Annotated in this window: 18 protein-coding genes; 11 read left to right on the plus strand and 7 right to left on the minus strand. The window is 42.7% G+C overall.

Translation table 11 applies throughout. The features are described from left to right. Positions 1–621 precede the first annotated feature (621 nt). On the minus strand, positions 622–1,863 hold the full coding sequence (locus VK541_RS14345; RefSeq protein WP_324371006.1) for an ABC transporter permease: 1,242 nt from the start codon (positions 1,861–1,863) through the stop codon (positions 622–624). Between the two features lie 193 nt (positions 1,864–2,056). Between VK541_RS14345 and queA the strand changes: the two genes are divergently transcribed. Both queA and VK541_RS14355 read left to right on the plus strand, forming a co-directional pair. Continuing rightward, entirely contained in the window at positions 2,057–3,106 is a 1,050-nt protein-coding gene (gene queA, locus VK541_RS14350; RefSeq protein ID WP_324371007.1) for a tRNA preQ1(34) S-adenosylmethionine ribosyltransferase-isomerase QueA, read from the plus strand. Then, on the plus strand, positions 3,103–3,783 hold the full coding sequence (locus VK541_RS14355) for a 2-C-methyl-D-erythritol 4-phosphate cytidylyltransferase (protein WP_324371008.1): 681 nt from the start codon (positions 3,103–3,105) through the stop codon (positions 3,781–3,783). Before queA ends, VK541_RS14355 begins: the two co-directional genes overlap by 4 nt. Before the next feature lie 37 nt (positions 3,784–3,820). Here VK541_RS14355 and VK541_RS14360 read toward each other — a convergent pair whose 3' ends face one another. The 6 genes from VK541_RS14360 to VK541_RS14385 form a co-directional block, all read right to left on the minus strand. Continuing rightward, positions 3,821–3,973, minus strand: coding sequence for a lmo0937 family membrane protein (locus VK541_RS14360; RefSeq protein ID WP_324371009.1), 153 nt, complete (start codon positions 3,971–3,973; stop codon positions 3,821–3,823). Positions 3,974–4,114: 141 nt separating this feature from the next. Beyond that, entirely contained in the window at positions 4,115–4,336 is a 222-nt protein-coding gene (locus VK541_RS14365; RefSeq protein ID WP_008240955.1) for a DUF2795 domain-containing protein, read from the minus strand. 109 nt (positions 4,337–4,445) lie between these two features. Beyond that, positions 4,446–4,994, minus strand: coding sequence for a cob(I)yrinic acid a,c-diamide adenosyltransferase (locus VK541_RS14370; RefSeq protein WP_324371010.1), 549 nt, complete (start codon positions 4,992–4,994; stop codon positions 4,446–4,448). Positions 4,995–5,002: 8 nt separating this feature from the next. Then, positions 5,003–5,761 (minus strand): ABC transporter ATP-binding protein, encoded by a 759-nt coding sequence (locus tag VK541_RS14375; protein ID WP_324371011.1) that lies wholly within the window; start codon positions 5,759–5,761, stop codon positions 5,003–5,005. 51 nt (positions 5,762–5,812) lie between these two features. Beyond that, positions 5,813–6,103, minus strand: coding sequence for an Asp-tRNA(Asn)/Glu-tRNA(Gln) amidotransferase subunit GatC (gene gatC / locus VK541_RS14380; RefSeq protein WP_324371012.1), 291 nt, complete (start codon positions 6,101–6,103; stop codon positions 5,813–5,815). Next, on the minus strand, positions 6,100–6,834 hold the full coding sequence (locus tag VK541_RS14385) for a lysophospholipid acyltransferase family protein (RefSeq protein ID WP_324371013.1): 735 nt from the start codon (positions 6,832–6,834) through the stop codon (positions 6,100–6,102). Before VK541_RS14385 ends, gatC begins: the two co-directional genes overlap by 4 nt. A gap of 38 nt (positions 6,835–6,872) precedes the next feature. Here VK541_RS14385 and trpS point away from each other — a divergent pair, with 38 nt between their 5' ends. The 9 genes from trpS to VK541_RS14430 form a co-directional block, all read left to right on the plus strand. Continuing rightward, complete coding sequence (gene trpS / locus VK541_RS14390) at positions 6,873–7,871, plus strand: tryptophan--tRNA ligase (protein WP_324371014.1); 999 nt, start codon at positions 6,873–6,875, stop codon at positions 7,869–7,871. A 45-nt stretch (positions 7,872–7,916) separates the two neighbouring features. Further along, positions 7,917–8,531, plus strand: coding sequence for a deoxynucleoside kinase (locus VK541_RS14395; RefSeq protein ID WP_324371015.1), 615 nt, complete (start codon positions 7,917–7,919; stop codon positions 8,529–8,531). A gap of 1 nt (position 8,532) precedes the next feature. Beyond that, positions 8,533–9,267 (plus strand): 3-deoxy-manno-octulosonate cytidylyltransferase, encoded by a 735-nt coding sequence (kdsB, locus tag VK541_RS14400; protein WP_324371016.1) that lies wholly within the window; start codon positions 8,533–8,535, stop codon positions 9,265–9,267. Beyond that, a complete protein-coding gene (locus tag VK541_RS14405; protein WP_324371017.1) occupies positions 9,264–9,803 on the plus strand; it encodes a hypothetical protein in 540 nt (179 codons plus the stop codon). Before kdsB ends, VK541_RS14405 begins: the two co-directional genes overlap by 4 nt. A gap of 458 nt (positions 9,804–10,261) precedes the next feature. Then, positions 10,262–13,033 carry a TonB-dependent receptor gene (locus VK541_RS14410; RefSeq protein ID WP_324371018.1) on the plus strand — a complete coding sequence of 924 codons (2,772 nt, stop codon included), beginning with the start codon at positions 10,262–10,264 and terminating at the stop codon, positions 13,031–13,033. After that, positions 13,030–13,791: a GLPGLI family protein gene (locus VK541_RS14415; protein WP_324371019.1), complete on the plus strand. Its 762-nt coding sequence runs from the start codon at positions 13,030–13,032 to the stop codon at positions 13,789–13,791. Before VK541_RS14410 ends, VK541_RS14415 begins: the two co-directional genes overlap by 4 nt. Positions 13,792–13,946: 155 nt before the next feature. Further along, entirely contained in the window at positions 13,947–15,563 is a 1,617-nt protein-coding gene (locus tag VK541_RS14420) for a CTP synthase (RefSeq protein ID WP_324371020.1), read from the plus strand. Positions 15,564–15,584: 21 nt separating this feature from the next. Further along, positions 15,585–17,381, plus strand: coding sequence for a membrane protein insertase YidC (gene yidC / locus VK541_RS14425; RefSeq protein ID WP_324371021.1), 1,797 nt, complete (start codon positions 15,585–15,587; stop codon positions 17,379–17,381). A 323-nt stretch (positions 17,382–17,704) separates the two neighbouring features. After that, a partial coding sequence (locus VK541_RS14430) for an alpha/beta hydrolase family protein (protein ID WP_324371022.1) occupies positions 17,705–20,319 on the plus strand: 2,615 nt, incomplete at its 3' end.

A 20,319-nucleotide genomic window follows, 5' to 3' on the forward strand; every position in this document is an offset into this window, starting at 1 on the left:
ACTTAAGAAAAGATGGAAACCCAAAAAGTATAAAATAAAAGAAATACAACTTGTATAACTCCGACAGGAATAACAAATTTGCGTGTATAGTCAATTCAAAATTAAATCAGTAACCTGTATAGCTATAATAGGGTAAGACAAGGGTAAGACAGCGAGCGCCTTTCTGCGCTATTCCTGCGCTTATCCTCCATACCTTCTGCGGTTAAAAGGTACTTTAACCGCAGCACTACCGCAGCAGGTATGCAGAAATTATGCAGTAGCCCACAGCAATTAGCGGCCCTTCTCTTCCGGGATCCTGAGATAACGGCTTTAGCCCTCTTGAAGACAACTAAAACGATAGACACTACTGAAAAAACTCAGGATGACGTGGGGGGCTACAGGAATTCGGAATGACAAGGACTTATACTATGGATGAGCGAGTTTATGCTGCAGCGACATATTTAAAGAATTGATTGTGCGGTGAAAAGGTTATGCGTCCAGGCAAAATCATTGTCCTGTTGAGGACATAGGAACTTTTGGCCTCCTTCAGGTCAAAAGATTCCAGTCCGAACACAGGATAATGATTTTGCCCACTAAAAACCTCGAACCTAACAATTGAATTTTTAAACGAAGCAAAGCATATTAGGAGCGGATTGCTTCGACAGGATCCAGCCTCGACGCCGAATAAGCCGGCCAAAAACCCGAAATCACTCCTATCAACACAGAAACCCCAATACCGAGTGCAATGTTCTCAAAATAAAGGATCATATCAAAACCTGCCGCGGCTGAGCCCAGCGTAGCCAGGTAAACAAGCAACAACCCAAGCAATCCGCCAAGCAAACAAAGCGCAACGGCCTCAAAAAGAAACTGCAGCATAATAAAATAATTCTTGGCACCCAATGACTTCTGGATCCCGATGATATTCGTCCGTTCCTTTACCGACACAAACATGATATTGGCAATACCAAAACCTCCGACCAGAATAGAAAAGCCCCCTATAATCCAGCCCGCAAGATTTACTACACTAAACATCTTGTCCAGATCATCAGAAGCAATGGTACTTTTATTTAAGGCAAAGTCATCTTCCGCACCCGGACGAATCTTCCTGATTGCCCTCATGACCCCTTTTACTTCACTCTCTACTTCTTCCAGTGAAACATTCTCGTAACCCCTCACGGTGATCTGCGGGTCGTATCTGCCGCTTTCTACATCAATGATGTTCCTGGCAAAATTAATCGGCATCACTATATTTTTGTCCTGAGACATTCCCAGCATGTCCTCCCCCTCTTTTTTAAATACACCCACAACATCCAGCTTCCTTCCCATTACCATAATAGTTTTACCGATGGCAGACTCGCCATTGAACAAGCCTTCCGCTACCGAAGCTCCGATCAGTACCACAGGCGCACCTGTACGGCCTTCATTATCAGTGAAATATCTTCCATCCTGAAAATCAAGCGTCCAGGTCTTGTTGAAATCCTGCGATGCCGCCCTGATGCCGACGCCCTCTACAGAGTTTACCCTATATTTAACCGTACGCTCATTGGCATAAATTTCATAGGCGACACCCTCGGCGTATTCAAGACGTTCCTTTAATAATTCATATTCTCTCAGGGATGTTTCGGGCCTGTTCACGTATTTCCACCAGGGATAATCACCAAAACCGCCCCATGGCCATTTTTGAACAAATATGGTTTTAGAACCCAGTTTATCAATGCTGGCCTGAAGCTTGGCCCTGAAAGTATCAGCAGCGGAAAACACAAATATGATGGCAAAGATCCCTATGGTAATGCCCAATAGGGAAAGCATAGTACGAAGCTTATTTTGGCGCAGTGCATCAGATGCAAACCGAAAACTTTCGCCTATTAGTTTGAGAATAATCATAATTAAGGTTTAGACCAAAAGTAGCCAAAAAGGTTACAGTCAGGGTTTATATATTATAAAAAATACACAAACCCCTGCCTGTAAATCTACAATACCTCCCCGGCTTCAATAACAATTTAAAAGAAAATATAATCTAGTAAAAATTAAAGATTATATTCGTAAATTTGCGCCCTTAAATATTACATCGAACAATATGAAGTTATCTCAGTTTAAGTTTAATTTACCCGATTCATTAATTGCCAATAATCCTTCAGAACAAAGGGATGAAGCTCGTTTAATGGTTTTACATAAAGATACGGGTAAGATTGAACACAAAATATTCAAAGATATTTTAGGGTATTTTGACGACAAGGATGTAATGATCTTGAACAATACCAAAGTTTTTCCTGCCCGTTTATACGGAAACAAGGAAAAAACAGGCGCCACAATTGAAGTGTTTTTATTGCGCGAGCTGAACAAGGAATTGCGTTTGTGGGATGTACTGGTAGATCCTGCCCGTAAGATCCGTGTTGGAAACAAACTGTATTTTGGCGATGACGACCTGTTGGTAGCAGAAGTTGTAGACAATACTACCTCACGCGGAAGGACCATCCGTTTCCTTTTTGACGGTACAGATGAAGAGTTTAGAAAGAATATCGAGATCCTTGGTGAAACACCACTGCCTAAATACATCAAACGTAAAGCTACTGCACAGGATAAAGAGCGTTATCAAACGATTTTTGCTAAGCATGAAGGTGCTGTGGCTGCTCCTACCGCAGGTTTACACTTTAGCAGGGAACTGATGAAGCGTCTTGAACTTAAGGGAGTGGATTTTGCGGAAGTAACCCTTCACGTTGGCCTGGGCACATTCAGGTCTGTTGAGGTTGAAGACCTGACCAAGCATAAAATGGATTCTGAGCAGTTCATCATTGAGCAAAAAGCAGCAGACATTGTAAACAATGCGATCGAAAAAAAGCACAGGATCTGTGCTGTCGGTACTACATCTATGCGTGCAATTGAATCTGCAGTGTCTTCAAACAGGACACTTAAAGCCGCCAATGACTGGACAAGTAAGTTCATCTTCCCGCCTTACGATTTCAGCATAGCCAATTCCATGATCACCAATTTCCATACACCTGAATCCACTTTACTGATGATGGTAAGTGCTTTTGGAGGTTATGATTATGTAATGAATGCATATGAGGTGGCTGTAAAAGAGAAATACCGTTTCTACAGCTATGGCGATGCCATGCTGATTATATGACGAACTATTACGCGATTTTGGTAGCAGGAGGTTCTGGCAGCAGGATGCAGAGCATGGTAGCCAAGCAATTTCTATTGTTAAATGGCAAACCTGTAATCATGCATACTATCGAAGCTTTCCACCGTTGTGGATTGAACCCGAAAATACTGGTGGTTTTAAACAAACACCAGCATTTCTACTGGGCTGAGTTATGCAACATCCACCATTTTAAAGTAAAACACACAGTTATTGAGGGCGGGGCACAGCGGTTTCACTCTGTGAAAAATGGGTTGGATGCCATTACCGAAGCCGGGATTGTGGCCATACATGATGCGGTCAGGCCATTGGTTTCACCCGAACTCATTAGCAGTTCTTATCATGAGGCGGAAAGAAAGGGGAACTGTGTGGCGGCGATAAAACCGACAGACTCGATCAGAAAATTAACAGCTGACCAGGGAAGTATCGCATTAAACCGAAATGACTTTGCCTTAGTGCAAACACCGCAAACCTTTGATGTGGAGACACTCAAAAAATGTTATGAAGTGCCCTATTCCATTGAATTCACTGATGATGCGACCGTAGCAGAACACTGCGGTATCAAAATAAGTCTGATAGAGGGACAAAGGGAGAACTTCAAGATTACTTACCCTGAAGACCTGGAATTAGCGTCAATCCTGTTAAAGAAAAGGGGGTTCTGATATCAGAACCCCTCAATAACATACTATTTTTAAAATATCAGGCCGCACTCCGTATTACCCTTAAGATAATGGCGATTACTGCGATAACCAGTAATATGTGAATAATACCGCCGGTATAGTAGTTTCCGAAGAAACTGACCGCCCAGATGATGACCAAAATTACTGCGATCAAATAAAGTAGATTTCCCATAACGTTTAATTTTTTTTAAAGGTTTTAGATAGATGAGGGCAATGTAACATACATTGCCATGACATTACATAATCAATCATCGTTCCAAAATAAAAAAGCCTCCCGGTAACCGGGAGGCTTCTATGCTGTTATGGGCAAATTTTAATATTCGTCTTCGTTAAAGAAAAAGTCATCTTTCGTAGGATAATCAGGCCAGATCTCTTCGATGGTCTCATAAGGTTCACCGTCGTCTTCAAGTGCCTGTAAATTCTCAATCACCTCTACCGGGGCCCCTGATCTTATCCCATAATCAATTAATTCATCTTTTGTTGCAGGCCATGGAGCGTCTTCCAAATGCGATGCGAGTTCTAATGTCCAATACATATTTCTTATACTATTAAGTTATTCAAAAATTGATTCGCAAAAGTATATTAAAAAACCTGAGCAAAACAAACTTTTTTTCCACTATTTTCCGTTCTCAACAATTACAAATTTACAGGCGTGGAATCCATATATTTTCTGCTGTTCCGGCATCTGAATTAAGTTTTCGTGCCAAAACAAATAAATAATCACTTAATCTGTTCAAATAAATGGTCATTTTTTCGTCAACAAAACTCTCTGCGGCCAGGTGAACTGCCAGGCGTTCGGCACGGCGGCAAACACACCGTGCCACATGGCAATAAGAAACTACAGTATTTCCACCGGGAAGTACAAAATGCTTCAGTTCAGGCAATATTGCGTTCATGTTGTCCATTTCAGTCTCCAGCAGCAAAATGTCGCTTTCATGGAGATCAGGGATCTTCATTTTAGATTTCTCCGGATCTGCGGCGAGTGAGGCACCGACTGTAAATAGCCTGTCCTGAATTTCCTTTAAGATTTTTTGATGGTGGGGATCAATGTCCTGGCACATGATCAGGCCGATATAGGAATTGAGCTCATCTACGGTTCCGTAGCATTCTATGCGTAAGTGATATTTCGCCACACGGGTCCCTCCGATCAATGAGGTAAGTCCCTTATCTCCGGTCTTGGTGTATATCTTCATGCAGAAATTTATACAATTTTCTCGAAATCGCTTCCTTTTTTCTCCAGATTGCTTAAGCGCGGAGATACGGTTTTAATATCTTCATTCGGGTAATCCTTTTCTATCAGGCCATCCCGCATACGTACGATGCGATGGGCATGCTGCGCAATGTCTTCCTCATGTGTAACCAGGATAATGGTATTGCCTTTGCTGTGGATCTCTTCCAGCAGCCCCATGATCTCAATTGAGGTCTTGGTATCGAGATTACCTGTTGGTTCATCGGCCAGTATAATAGATGGGTTGTTGATCAGTGCCCTGGCTACCGCTACGCGCTGGCGCTGTCCTCCTGAAAGTTCATTGGGTTTGTGTGTTACCCTGTTGCCCAGCCCGACATTCTCCAGGGCCTTATGGGCTCTGGCATCACGTTCTTTTTTATTCGCCCCCGCATAGATCAGCGGCAGGGCAACGTTGTCCAGAGAAGTAGAGCGCGGCAATAAATTGAAGGTCTGGAACACAAATCCGATCTCCTTATTGCGAACTTCAGCAAGTTCATTGTCTGACATCTGGCTTACATTGATGCCGTTCAGCACGTAATCGCCTTTACTGGGTGTGTCCAGACAGCCAAGTATATTCATCAGTGTAGATTTCCCCGACCCGGAAGGACCCATCAAAGCAACAAATTCGCCTTTATGAATATCCAGGGTTACTGATTTTAAAGCATGGATCACTTCTGAACCAATCACATATTTACGGCCGATATCTTTGATGTTGATTAACGCTTTCTCCATTGCTTTTTCTTTTTAGACAGTCACGGGCATCCCGATGTTACATCTGGTTATTTATTTTTCTATGATCTTTGGCACAAAAAAGAAGCTTTCATTGTGCTTTGCCGCATTTTTCAAGCCGTCTTCTACCATAATCTCATGCTTCACTTTGTCTTCCCGCCAAACATTTTCCTCGTGGTTCATGTACACCAATGGCTCTACGCCGGTCGTATCCAGCTCGTTCAGCTTCTCCATAAATGTAAGTATCTTATTCATGTCGGCGATCAATGTATCAACTTCTTTATCTTCTATCGCTATTCTTGCCAGATCAGCCACTTTATTAATGGTTTGCTTATCTATTATCATTTCTGAACCAGTTTACTGTTTATCAGGCCAAAAATACGGTCTTTTAACAAATCTGCATCATCTATGTTCAAATCTCTTGTAGAAATGGGTTTGTGCACGTAAATATTACAGAATCCCGGACTGGTGCCCTTCTTACTGCCATCGTCCCACATCTTTTTCCAGACATCGGTCAGACTGACCGGAATAATGGGTATGTTCTTCTCGATCGCCAGTCTGAAGGGACCGTTTTTAAAAGGCAGCAATTGCGGCGGATATTGATGCCCGTCTATCCTTCCCTCCGGAAAAATGATCAGGCTCATGCCGTCTTCAAGGTTGTCACCTACCTTTTCAAAGGCCCTGAAAGCTGAGATCTTACTGTCACGGTTTACCGGAACATCTATAGTTTTGAAAAACAACTTTAGTACGGGGTTATCCAGGAGTTCTTTTTTGCCCATAAAGTGAAACCGGCCTTTGGCCAGAATACACATGATCATGATGTCAAAATTGGAGAAATGATTGGAACAATAAATATAGGTCTGTCCTTTTACCAGAGGCTCTTCATACTCAAACAGATAGAAAATACCTGTAAATGTACTGACCAAAAAACTATTTAGTTTTCGCATCAGATTGAGCAATCCGTATCCTGCGGGTTTTCGTGACGCGAGGTAATAGAATGGGTAAAACAGCACCGAAAAGGCAAGAATAACAACCATAGAATAAGCGCGGTGAATGTGCCTTAAGAGTGTAATCATTGAATCAAACTTAGATAAAATTTTCTTATTTTCGGCCCATGAAAGAAACGGTAGTTAGCGGTATTCGTCCTACAGGACAATTACACCTGGGAAATTATTTTGGTGCAGTGACCAATTTCGTAAAGATGCAGTACGATTACAGCTGCTTTTTCTTTATTGCAGACCTTCACTCACTGACCACTCACCCTACTCCGCAAGATCTGCATGGCTATGTAAGGCATGTACTGGTCGAATACCTTGCCTGTGGCATCGACCCGGATGAGTCAACGATCTATATTCAATCTGACGTACCTGAAGTAGCTGAGCTTTACCTTTACCTGAATATGAATGCCTATATGGGCGAGCTGGAGCGCAGCACTTCGTTTAAAGACAAAGTCCGCTCGCAGCCGGACAACATCAACGCGGGATTGTTAACCTACCCTACATTGATGGCAGCCGACATCTTGATCCATAAAGCCGTTAAGGTACCTGTAGGAAAAGACCAGGAGCAGCACCTTGAGTTTACACGGACATTCGGAAACCGCTTCAACAGGCTTTACAATTCGGACTATTTCCCTGAAGCATTTGCTTTTAACTACGCAGATAACCTGGTGAAAGTTCCCGGACTGGACGGAAAAGGGAAAATGAGCAAATCAAACGGCGAGGGCAGCTGCATATACCTGGCGGACAGTCCGGAGATCATTCGTAAAAAACTGTCGCGTGCAGTGACCGATGGCGGACCTGTAGCAGAAAACCAGGCCAAGCCTGAAGCGATCCAGAACCTGTTTGACCTGATGAAGATCGTATCAACGGCTGATACTCTGGCCCATTTTGAGGAGCTTTACAATAAAATGGCGATCCGCTATGGCGATTTCAAAAAACAGCTGGCTGAGGATATGATCGTGTTCAACACACCTATCCGTGAGCGCATTGAGGAATTGTCCAGAGATAGTGATTACCTGCGTAAAGTTGCCGGACAGGGTGCCGAAAAAGCAAGGGAAAGTGCCCGGAAAACCATCTCTGAAGTAAGATCTTTGATTGGCTTTAAATCATTTTAAATTAAATCGCAAAAATAACTACCTTAAGATCTTCAAATACACGATATGCACATAGCGATAGTTGGCAATATAGGAGCCGGAAAAACTACATTGACGGGCCTACTGGCAAAACATTATGGTTGGGAAGCTTTGTATGAGGCCGTAGACAACAATCCGTACCTGGAAGATTTCTACAGCGACATGAAAAGATGGAGTTTTAATCTTCAGATCTATTTCTTAAACAGCCGCTTTCAGCAAATCGTAGACATAGAAAACTTCAACAGAAATGTGATCCAGGACAGGACCATTTACGAGGATGCGCATATATTTGCAGACAATCTTCATGAAATGGGCCTGATGACTACCAGGGACCATCAGAACTATAAAGCCATATTTGCCAACATTACTTCCTTTATAAAACCACCTGATCTTCTTGTCTACCTCCGTGCTTCTGTACCTACTCTGGTAAATAATATACAGCGTCGCGGACGAGAATATGAAGCCAGTATCCGGATCGATTACCTCTCCAAGCTAAATGAGAAGTATGAAGCCTGGATCAAAGATTATAGCCTGGGCAAACTATTGATCCTGGACAAGGATAAGCTTGACTTCAGCAACAATCCGGAAGACCTGGGTTCCATCATTCAATCCATAGACGCAGAAATAAACGGACTTTTTTAAGATGAAAACACTTGGGATCATACCTGCCAGATATGCTTCAACACGGTTTCCCGGCAAACCGCTGGTGCAGATCAAAGGAAAAAGTATGATCCAGAGGGTATATGAGCAGGCCGGTAAAGCCGCTGCGCTTTCCCAGGTTGTCGTGGCCACGGATGATGAGCGCATCGCCGAAGAAGTCAGAGGTTTTGGCGGCCAGTATGTGATCACTTCTGCTGAGCACCTGAGCGGTACCGACCGCTGCGCAGAGGTAGCAGGTATATTGCCGGAATTTGATGTGATCATCAATATCCAGGGTGATGAGCCTTATATCGACCCGGGGCAGATCAACTTGCTGGCATCCTGTTTTGACGACAAAACTGTACAGCTGGCTACTTTAATCAAGGAAATACACCAGGATAGTGAACTGTTCAACCACAATATCCCGAAAGTACTCCTCAATACCGCAGGTGAAGCCATTTATTTTAGCAGGCAGACCATTCCTTATCTTCGCAATTCGGAAACTGAGAACTGGCTCAATACCCACCAATTCTACAAACACATAGGGATATACGGGTATACACGAAAAACATTGCTGGAAATCACCCGTCTTCCTCCTTCTTCACTTGAACTGGCTGAAAGCCTGGAACAGCTGCGCTGGATTGAGAACAACTATAAGATCCAGACCAGGATCACTTCCATTGAAACCATAGCAATAGACACCCCTGACGACCTGGAGAAAATAAACAACCTGATATGAATCGTCTGACAGCCTGTATTTTAATTGGTGCTTCTGTCCTGGCAGCCTGCAGCAGTCCGGGCGCAGGGGAAACCATTCCCGCTGATGAACAGCAAAAAATCATCGTCAGACCCTTTAGCGACTCTTTACAGGCAGACACCTTCAAAGTAAAAATAGAAGGCAGTAAACCAAAAGATATGCAACTGGCATTTACCATCCGTTCTTTTGAGGGCAGGCAGATCTACAGCATCAGCATTAAAGCGGCTGATCTCTTCAAGAATTATGATGCCACGATTAACCTCAATAAAAAGGACAACCAGATCAAATTTCTGAAAGAGGAAATCAGCAGGTTCTTTGATGAGGAGAGTTTTATGGAACCGGCGGTAACTGAACAGGAAAACCCGGATCAATATGTCCCGGACAGGGTTTTTTTTGAAGAACTAAAAAAAAATCAGCTCAGCGGATTCATTTATCGCCTGGGTAAAGAACACAAAGTTTACATCGCCTGGTCAGTAACAGAAAAAAAAGTAAAGCCCTACTATATTTGCTGTAAATAGCAAAATTTTGCATGGCAGCACAAATTTTAATTCATTTCAATAATTAACATTTTTATAGCGCTAAAACGTATTATGCGATTTTTTTTGAGAAATGTTAATAATAATATTATGATTTTAACAAACTTTATACTATGTTTATATACTGAAACAAAATGAAAGACATCATTTTTGCTTCTAAATCAACCTTTAATATTCTAACCAAATATACTTTCGAACAAAGCGCCCGGAGATTCCGGGCCTTTTTTTTTGCACGTCAATTTCAGGACATACTTTAATCCCGATTGCCACGTTGTTATTCGATCCGGATATTTATCTATCTGGACCAAACATTTGGATCAAACATTAATCAAACCAGTTCTCAATTAAATTATAAACGCTCAAACACCCGCTACTTTCTTTAATGGATGCTCAAAAAAACTTATTTTAGCTATTTACAGTTTGTCCTGCGGTATATGCTAATGAGATCTTTTATATTTATTCTGCTTGCTTTGTCTTCCTTTACCGCATCGGCACAAAAAGCAGGGATCAGGGGTATTGTCACAGATTCACTGGAAAAAAGACCACTGCAGTACAGTACAGTATTGCTGATCGGTTCTGCTGATTCTATTCTCATCAGGAGTGCAAGGACCAATGCACAAGGTCAGTTCAACCTGAACAACTTAATGAAGGGTGATTATAAAATGATCATCACCTATCCTAAAATGGCCGATTATTTTACCAATTTAAGATTGTCTGATACCACGCAGGTCAGCCTGGGCAATATCCGTATGGAGCTAAAATCAAAACTGCTGAAAGAAGTGCTGATAAGGGCTACCAAAAATGCGGTACGAATGAATGGGGACACCCTGGTATTTCAAGCAGATAGTTTTGCAGTAAGGACCAATGCGAATGTGCAGGAACTGCTCAAAAGACTACCTGGGGTGGTAGTTGATAAAAACGGTGCGATTAAAGCACAGGGAAAAGATGTAAAAACCGTGCTGGTAGACGGCGACGAGTTTTTTGGCGATGATCCGCTTCTGGCTACAAAATACCTGAAGGCAAATGCCGTAGAGGAAGTTCAGGTCTATGACAGAAAGAGCAAAAGTGCTGAACTCACGGGGATAGATGATGGTGTTAAAAACAAAACGATCAACATTAAACTAAAAGAAAATGCCAAGAACGGGTATCTCACAGCTTTAGACGGCAACTATGGCACCGGCAATTTCAGAGATTATGGCGGAATGGCCGGTGTGTTTAAAAACAAACTCAAAGCGGCCGCTTTTGCCACTTATTCCAACCTGGCCAATGAATCGAAGATCAACCGTTCGATGAGAAAACTAAAGGGGGAAGATTATGATGTCATAGAGGTAGGCGATGATGGCAGCTCGATCATGTATTCGTCCGGTGGTGATGATGATGACGATTACGGCTCTCCGACGGGCGGCCTGCCCAGCAATCTGAACCTCGGAGGTCATTTTTCTGAAAAAATCAACAACAAGACGGGGGTGAAAGTAAACATCAAAAGTTTTGACTATAAAAACACCAACCGAAAAACTTCAAATTCCCAGGAATTACTTCCCGGAGGCGCCCTGTTTATCAGCTCAGGCAGAAACGACGACCACTCAAAGAGCACAGGCGAAAGCATCAGGGGAAGTTTCAGCTATATTCTGGATTCCTTGTCTACACTAAAAATAGCCTATGGTGTAAGGCAAAGCAGGAATTATCTCGACACGAAAGGACTCGATGATACCAGGAACGAAAAGGGAACTTTCATTAGTCAGAATTCCCAAACCAATACCGGAACCGGAGATGCAAAAACCTTTAACGGAAACATCAACTGGTCCAAAAGGTTCAGGAAAAAAGGAAGAACACTTTCTATTGACCTGCAACCGGAAACCCAGTCTGGCAAAAACTTTGAAAACAGCATCAACCGCACAACTTATTATAATGACAACGGCACTTTGAACCGTGTAGAAAATATAAACCTGAACAAAGACAATTCCAATCAGCAAAATTCCGTTGGCACCAGGATCAGCTATACCGAGCCCATATCCAAACACTGGGCACTGGAAGCAGGATACAGTTTTAAAACCATCTCTTCAAGCAGCTACAGATTTGTAAACGATAAAGGTGGGCTGAAAATAGATTCTTTAAGTAATAACTTTAAGTTCATTAATTTCTCCAATGTGGGGAAAATGGTGATGCAGTACAAAGTGAACAGTTTTTCAATTTCAACAGGTCTGGAAGCCACTCAAACCAATTTTGAACTAAAGGACCTGGACAGAAGCACTGATTTTGACCGCAATTACCTTAACCTCGCTCCTGCTACCAATATATTTTACAAAATCAACAACAACAGTACCCTATCGGCCAATTATAACGGCTATATGCAGCAGCCCAGCATCAACCAGCTGCAACCTGTGCGCCAGCTCAATAACCCCTTGTATCAGATTATCGGAAATTCTACATTGAGACCTTCTTTCACCAATAACTTCGGGCTTTCGTTCAATAGTTTTCAATTTAAAACCGATGAATACATTTCAGCCTACTTCAGCTATGGGTTTACCAGCAATGCCATTACAGAAACTGAAATTGTAGACGACTTTAACAAAAGGATTTCGAGCTTTACCAATCTCGACGGGATTAATTCTACGGCCGGAAATATCTACTATTCCAAAGGGTTTCCCAAACTCAACTTCAGGCTGGGTATAGACCTGGGTTTTAACACATCAAACAATATAACCCTCATCAATTTCACCAAAAACAAGACGCGCAACAATCAGTACAATCTGCGGACCACCTTCAATTATTATACCCCAAAAGTTGACATCAGCTACTCGCCTTCCGCCAGTTTCATGTATGGGAAATCATCTATCGGTGACCTAAACGATGGAAAAAGCTTAACCCATGACCACGAATTTTCCGGAACGGTACAGCTGCCCTACAAAATGGAGTTCAACACTACCCTTTCACTTTCGTTCCGGCCTGCCAATTTATCCTTTGAAAGAAACTTAAATGTGGCCATATTAAACAGTTACCTGTCTGCCAGACTGCTAAAGAACGAGGCACTGGAAATCCGGCTTACCGCTACGGATCTGCTCAATCAAAAAATTGGCTACAATCGCTTTGTGGGTGGTAATATCAAAAGCGAAAATACGTTTAGTTACATCCCGAGATATGCTTTGATAGGGATAAACTGGAATTTTAGCGGTAACTTTATCAAAAGTCCGGCGAGCAACTCATCAAAATGAAAACCTTTATCCTCAGTGTGTTCCTTATTGGATTGTCCGTTCAGAACATGAATGCCCAGCAGGTTTTCATTCCTTACGGCAAGATCACCTACGAAAAAAGGGTCAATATGCTGCGCAGTGCGGCAGACTGGAACATTCCGGACGAGGCTAAAGAAAAAATGAAGAAATACAGGACCAGTGACTGGGAACTGTACTTTGACCAGAACAAATCACTTTATAAAGCAAAAAAGAAGGATACTGAAAATGACAATTCTATGCTGTTTTTGTCGCTAAACGAACCGGAAAACCAGCTTTATACCAATTATTCCGATCGAAGCAGGGTGATAAAGAAAAGTATCATCGGTGATGATTATCTGCTCATGGACACCATTCCCGGTGTAAATTGGAAGATTATGCACGACGTACGTGTCATAGCAGGTTATGAATGCCGGAAGGCCGTAGGCCGCATCAATGACACGGTATATGTCGTGGCATTCTACACAGAAGAGATCTTATTGAAAGGCGGGCCTGAAGGTTTTAGCGGATTGCCGGGAATGATCCTGGGCATTGCCATTCCCCGGTTCAACACGACCTGGTTTGCTGCAAAGGTGGAGGGATTTGCCAATCATACAGCGCAGATTGTGCCGCCCGGAAAAGGAAAAAAAACAGATTCCGACAAAGATCTGCAGCGTTTACTGGAAATATACCGCCGTTATGACGGCAATAAAAAAGAAAAACCCGAAGATATAAAGCGACGGCTGTTTGGTTTTGTGCTCTAACAATTTCATGCCTAAGATTTTAGGGATTTCTTTTTAAGTTCATTTTTATTTCAAAAAATAGGCGTTCTGCTTCAGTTTTATTTGCTAACTTTGTATCCCGTACAAAAGCAATAAGACAGCGCAAAAACTGGCTTAATATCCACAAATTCATAAACATGACTAAGTATATTTTTGTTACGGGCGGTGTTACTTCCTCATTAGGAAAGGGCATCATCTCCGCTTCATTAGCCAAATTATTACAAGCACGCGGCTACAGTGTGACCATCCAAAAGTTTGATCCTTACATCAACATTGATCCGGGAACACTAAATCCGTATGAGCACGGCGAATGCTATGTGACCGAAGACGGCGCAGAAACAGATCTTGATCTTGGTCATTACGAAAGATTCTTAAACGTACCAACTTCGCAGGCCAACAACATCACCACCGGCCGTATTTATCAAAATGTGATCAACAAAGAACGCCAGGGTGAGTTTTTAGGCAAAACCGTACAGGTGGTACCCCACATTACCGATGAGATCAAAAGAAACATGCGGATCCTTGGTGACAGCGGTAAATACGACATCGTGATCACCGAGCTTGGGGGTACCGTGGGTGACATCGAGTCCTTGCCATTTATAGAGGCTGTACGCCAGTTTAAATGGGAAGAGGGCGCAAACAATGCGATAGTGATCCACCTTACCTTAATTCCTTTCCTGGCTGCCGCAGGCGAACTGAAGACCAAACCTACCCAGCACTCTGTAAAAGCATTACTTGAATATGGTATCCAGCCGGATATCCTGGTATGCCGTACAGAACATCATATCAATTTTGACATCCGTAAGAAAATAGCGCTTTTCTGCAACGTAAACGTCAATGCGGTCATAGAGTCTATTGATGCTTCCTCGATTTACTCTGTTCCCCTGCTGATGATGAAAGAGCAGCTGGATAAGATCGTACTGAGCAAATTGAAACTGGCGCAGAAGAACGAGCCAGATATGGAGAGCTGGAAGGATTTCCTTGGACGCCTGAAGAACCCGATTTCTGAAGTAACCATAGGTGTAGTAGGTAAATATGTAGAACTTCCTGATGCCTACAAATCCATCACTGAGTCCTTTGTCCATGCAGGAGCAAAAAACGAATGTAAAGTAAGGGTGCAGTACATCCATTCAGAAGAAATCTATCCGGAGAACGTAAAAGAAAAACTGGGCCATCTGGACGGATTGCTGGTAGCTCCCGGTTTTGGCAGCCGCGGCATAGAAGGAAAGATCGAAGCCATCAGATTTGTAAGGGAAAACAACGTGCCTTTCTTTGGGATCTGTCTGGGCATGCAATGTTCTGTCATAGAATACGGCAGAAATGTACTGGGACTTACCAATGCAAATACTACTGAAATCGATGAAAATACAGCGCATCCGGTAATCAATATGATGGATGATCAGAAAAACATAACTACCAAAGGCGGTACCATGCGTCTGGGTTCTTATCCATGCGATCTAAAAAAAGGCACCAAAGCTTACGGTGCTTATGGCAAAACGCACATTACAGAACGTCACAGACATCGTTATGAGTTCAACAACGCTTATCTGAACCAATATGAAGAAGCTGGAATGATTGCTTCAGGTATCAATCCGGACAGTAATCTTGTAGAAATCGTAGAGCTGAAAAACCACCCTTTCTTTATCGGCGGACAGTTTCACCCCGAATTAAAATCAACTGTTGCAAATCCTCACCCTCTTTTTGTTAAATTTGTCGCCGCTGCGATGGAGTTTACAAAGAAGAAAATAAAATAATACGCGTTTTATATAACAATAATGGATAAAAATACATTCACAGGATTATTCCTGATCATGATCGTTCTTGCCGGTTCTTTCTATTTTTTCAAGCCGAGTGAGGCAGAGATCAAAAAAGAAAGCGAAAGAATTGCTGCTGATTCAACTAAAAAAGCGTCAGCCGTCACTCCTGCCCCTCAGGCAGCCATTGCTACACCCGCTATTGATTCTACGACTTTAAAAGGTCCTTTTGGAAGCAATATTTCAGGAACTGAACAGGAAACCGTTCTGGAAAACCAGAATTTAAAATTAACTTTTACCAATAAAGGCGGCAAGATCCTGTCTGTAGAAGTCAAAGGACAGAAAACATTTGAAGGCAGTCCCGTTGTATTGTTTAATGGAAAGCAAAATAAATTTGGCTTAAACCTGAATGTTGGCGGTAAAATGGTAAATACCAATGACCTTTATTTTACGGCTTCAAAAACTGCTAGCGGTGTGAGCATGCGCGCCAACTATACCGGCGACAAATACATAGAGTTTTTGTATGATTTGAAACCTTCCGGCAACAACGTGAGTTTAAACATCGCATTAAATGGTTTGAACCAGGTTGTACAAGGCAATACACTTGCACTGAACTGGGAAACCACCCTGCTTCAGCAGGAGAAATCGATAGAAAATGAACAAAGGTATTCGGCACCATATTACAAGTATGTCACCGAAAGCCCTGATCATCTGAATGTTGCTAAAGATGAGAAAGAGGAATTGAAAGAAGCGAAGATCGAGTGGATCTCTTTCAAACAGCACTTTTTTTCAGCAGTACTGCTTCCTGCGGTTCCTTTTGACAAAGGTGAACTCGAAGTAAAAGTAAGTACACAGCCTAAAGAGGTCAAATGGTATGGTGCCAATATGCAATTGCCGTTTAATCAGCTTGCTGCTCAGAACTATGCTTTTACCTTCTATTTTGGCACCAATAAGTTTTCTACGCTGAAAGATCAGGGCCATGAAATAGAGAAACAGGTAGATATGGGCTACTGGCCTTTAAAATACATCAACAGATTTGTGGTATTGCCGGTGTTTAACTGGCTGGAAAGCTTTGGCTGGGGTTATGGAATGATCATCCTGCTGCTGACTATTGCACTTAAGGTAGCTATGTCACCTCTGACCTACAAGTCCTATGTTTCCATGGCGAAGATGAGAATATTGAAGCCTGAAATGGATGTGATCAAAGCCAAAGTCGGTGATGACAACCCAACGCTGCTGCAGCAGGAATACCTGAAGCTTTATAAGCAGGTCGGTGTAAACCCATTGGGTGGCTGTCTGCCGATGCTGCTCCAGCTGCCTTTTGTAATGGCTTTCTTCTTCTTCTTTCCCAACTTATTTGAACTCAGGGGCGAAAGCTTTTTATGGATGAAAGACCTTTCTACCTATGATGAATTCATTAAATTTGGATTTACCATCCCGGTTATCGGTAATCACCTGAGTTTGATGTGTATCCTGATGACGATTTCTACATTGATCTACACTTATTTCAACAACCAGATCTCAGGAGCCAGCGGACAGATGAAATATATCGGTTACATCATGCCGATTGTGTTTTTAGGTGTTCTGAACAGCTACCCTTCCGGCTTGAACTATTATTATTTCCTGGCCAACATGCTGACCTTCGCACAACAGTTTGCCATCAAGTCGATGGTTGACGACGATAAGATCCATAAGACTTTACAGGACAACAAAACCAAACCGGCCGAGCAGAAAAAGAAAGGCAAGTTTCAGTCCAGACTGGATGACTACATGCGCCAGCAGCAAAAGGTCCAGATCCAGAAAAAGAAAGAAAAATAAAGAATCTGACCGGCTTCATTTTTTTTGCCGGACATAGCTCATATAAGAAGCACCTCTCCCGGGTGCTTCTTTTTTTTGGAGGCCTGTCAAAACAAGTTGAAGTTAGCTCATGCCGTACTATATTCTACTGCTTTTGTACTGCTTTCCTACTGCTCAACCAACAATTACCCAGCTTAAAGGCAGCTTCTTTTAAGTTGAATATTGCTTAGCAAGGCAATAGTTAGGGTATTTTGTAAAAATATAGCATAGGATGTCGTATTATATCAAATTTTTTCTAATTTTTAGGCTTCCAAACTACACAGGGTAACACACATTTTTTAATTATGTACAAATATCTAAGCCTGACACTCCTATTGCTCGCCAGCGTATGCTATGCGCAAAAAAAACCACTGGACCACACCGTTTATGATGCATGGGAAGCCATTTCATCAAAAAAACTCTCTAATAATGGAGACTGGGCAGGTTATGTGATCAGCCAGCAGCAGGGAGACGGCACGCTATACATTTCCAGCCTGGTCACCAATGCCAGGTTAAAGGTGAACAGGGGAGAAAATTTACAGTTCAGTCCGGATTCGAAGTATGCTGCATTCTCTATTAAACCGTTTTACTCCGCTGCCAGAGCGGCTAAGATCAAGAAGAAAAAGGCTGATGAAATGACCAAAGATACTTTGGGAATCGCAAATCTGATCAATTCCGCAATTGTTAAAATACCAGGAGTAAGGTCTTATAAGTTTCCGGAAAATGGGCTTGCTTATTTAGCGTATCAGCTCGAGAAGCCTGTGGATACTTCAAAAAAGGCGAAGCCTGCAACGGAAACTGATATACCGGATGGTTCTGATCTGATCTTAAGAAATCTGGTGACTGGTGTTGAAAGAATCTTCAAATATGTAGCTGAGTATACTTTCAGTAAAAATGGCAAACAACTGGTTTTTGCGGTCACAGGATCAAAAAAAGATGCAGCCGCCAAAGCAGGGGTGTTTCTTTTGAATATAGAGAAGGGAACATTAAAAACACTGGTCAGCGGGAAAGGCAGCTTTAAAAATTTCCTGTTTGACGAAGAAGGCGAATCCCTGGTATTCCTGGGAGAACAAAGTCCCAAAAAACAGGAAATTAAAGATTATTTTATTTATTTCAATTCTCTCTCATTAGATACCGCGCAAGTCCTGGTTGATGCTGAAATGCCGGGTATGCCAAAAAAATGGTCGGTTAGCGGAGATGGCAGGCTCAATTTTAACAAGGAGGGCACGAAGCTGTTTTTTGGCATCGCACCTGTAAAAAAAGCAAAGGATACCACACTGATTGATTTTGAAAATGCGAAACTGGACATCTGGGGTTATAAAGATGATTACCTGCAGCCTATGCAGCTGAAAAATGCCGACCAGGAAAGTAAAAGAAGCTACCTGACGGCCATTGAGATTTTTAACAGTGACATTAAAATCGTCCCCCTTACGGATGCAAAACTGCCTGATGCTACGCTGATCGAAGAGGGAAATTCAAATTTTGTTTTGGCCTCAACGGATTATGGCAACAGGGTGCAGACACAATGGAACGGTAGCGCGATAAGGGATTATTACCTGGTAGACACTAAAACAGGCGCAAGAAAAAAGATCATCGCAGGACTTTTAGGTATTGCGGCTCCTTCCCCATCCGGAAAATATGTACTTTACTTTGATAAAAAAACAGCCGGATGGTTTACATACAACATCCTTAGTGCTAAAGTGACTCAAGTGTCTGCAGGAATTCCTACCAGGATCGTTGACGAACTGAATGATGTGCCTGATGAACCAGATCCTTATGGTGTTGCGGCATGGACTGAAGACGACAGATCGGTACTGATCTATGACCGCTACGACATTTGGGATTGTTCTCCTGATGGTAAAACACCCCCTAAAAACATAACCAATGGTTTTGGTCTGCAAAACAAGATCACATTCAGATACAACAAACTCGATCCTGAGCAACGATTTTTAGAAAAAAGAGGCGTGGTTTTGCTGGATGCTTTTAACAATACGACTAAGGAGCACGGCTTTTACAGCACCAATATCGGTGACAGCAAAAATCCCGAACTGGTGGTGATGGCTAAATTTAGCTATTCAAAGCTCGAAAAAGCGAAAGATGCGGAACGCTACTTGTATGACAAAGGCAATTACAGCAACTCGCCAAATGTGTTTGCATCGGTGGACCTGAAAACGGAGGTAAAATTGAGCAATACCAATCCACAGCAGCAAAACTACAACTGGGGTACTGCTGAGCTGGTCAAATGGACTACGCCAAAGGGCTATGCTTCTGAAGGTATACTTTATAAACCGGAAAATTTTGATCCGGCGAAGAAGTATCCGATGATTGTTTACTTTTATGAAAAACTTTCTGACGGATTGTACAATTATGTACCTCCGGCCCCCACTCCGTCGAGGCTGAACATTTCTTATTTTGTAAGCAACGGCTATTTGGTTTTTGCGCCGGACATCAGCTATGAAAAAGGATACCCCGGCCGTTCGGCGGAAGAATTTGTCAATTCGGGTGTAGAATCTTTGAAGAAAAATACCTGGGTAGATGGTACAAAAATTGGTCTGCAGGGTCAAAGCTGGGGCGGGTACCAGGTGGCGCACCTGATCACCCGGACAAATATGTATGCCGCCGCATGGGCAGGCGCACCTGTGGTCAACATGACTTCTGCTTATGGCGGTATCCGCTGGGAAAGCGGCCTGAACAGGCAGTTTCAATACGAAAAAACACAAAGCCGGATCGGGGCTACGCTTTGGGAAAAACCGGAACTGTATATTGAAAACTCACCTTTGTTTTCCCTTCCGAAAGTAGCTACTCCTGTGGTGATCATGGCCAACGATGCAGATGGAGCGGTGCCATGGTACCAGGGTCTGGAAATGTTCAATGGTCTGCGCAGACTGGGCAAACCGGTTTGGTTGCTGAACTATAACAA

Origin of the sequence: Pedobacter sp., from assembly GCF_035317785.1 — a bacterium.
GTDB lineage: Bacteria > Bacteroidota > Bacteroidia > Sphingobacteriales > Sphingobacteriaceae > Pedobacter.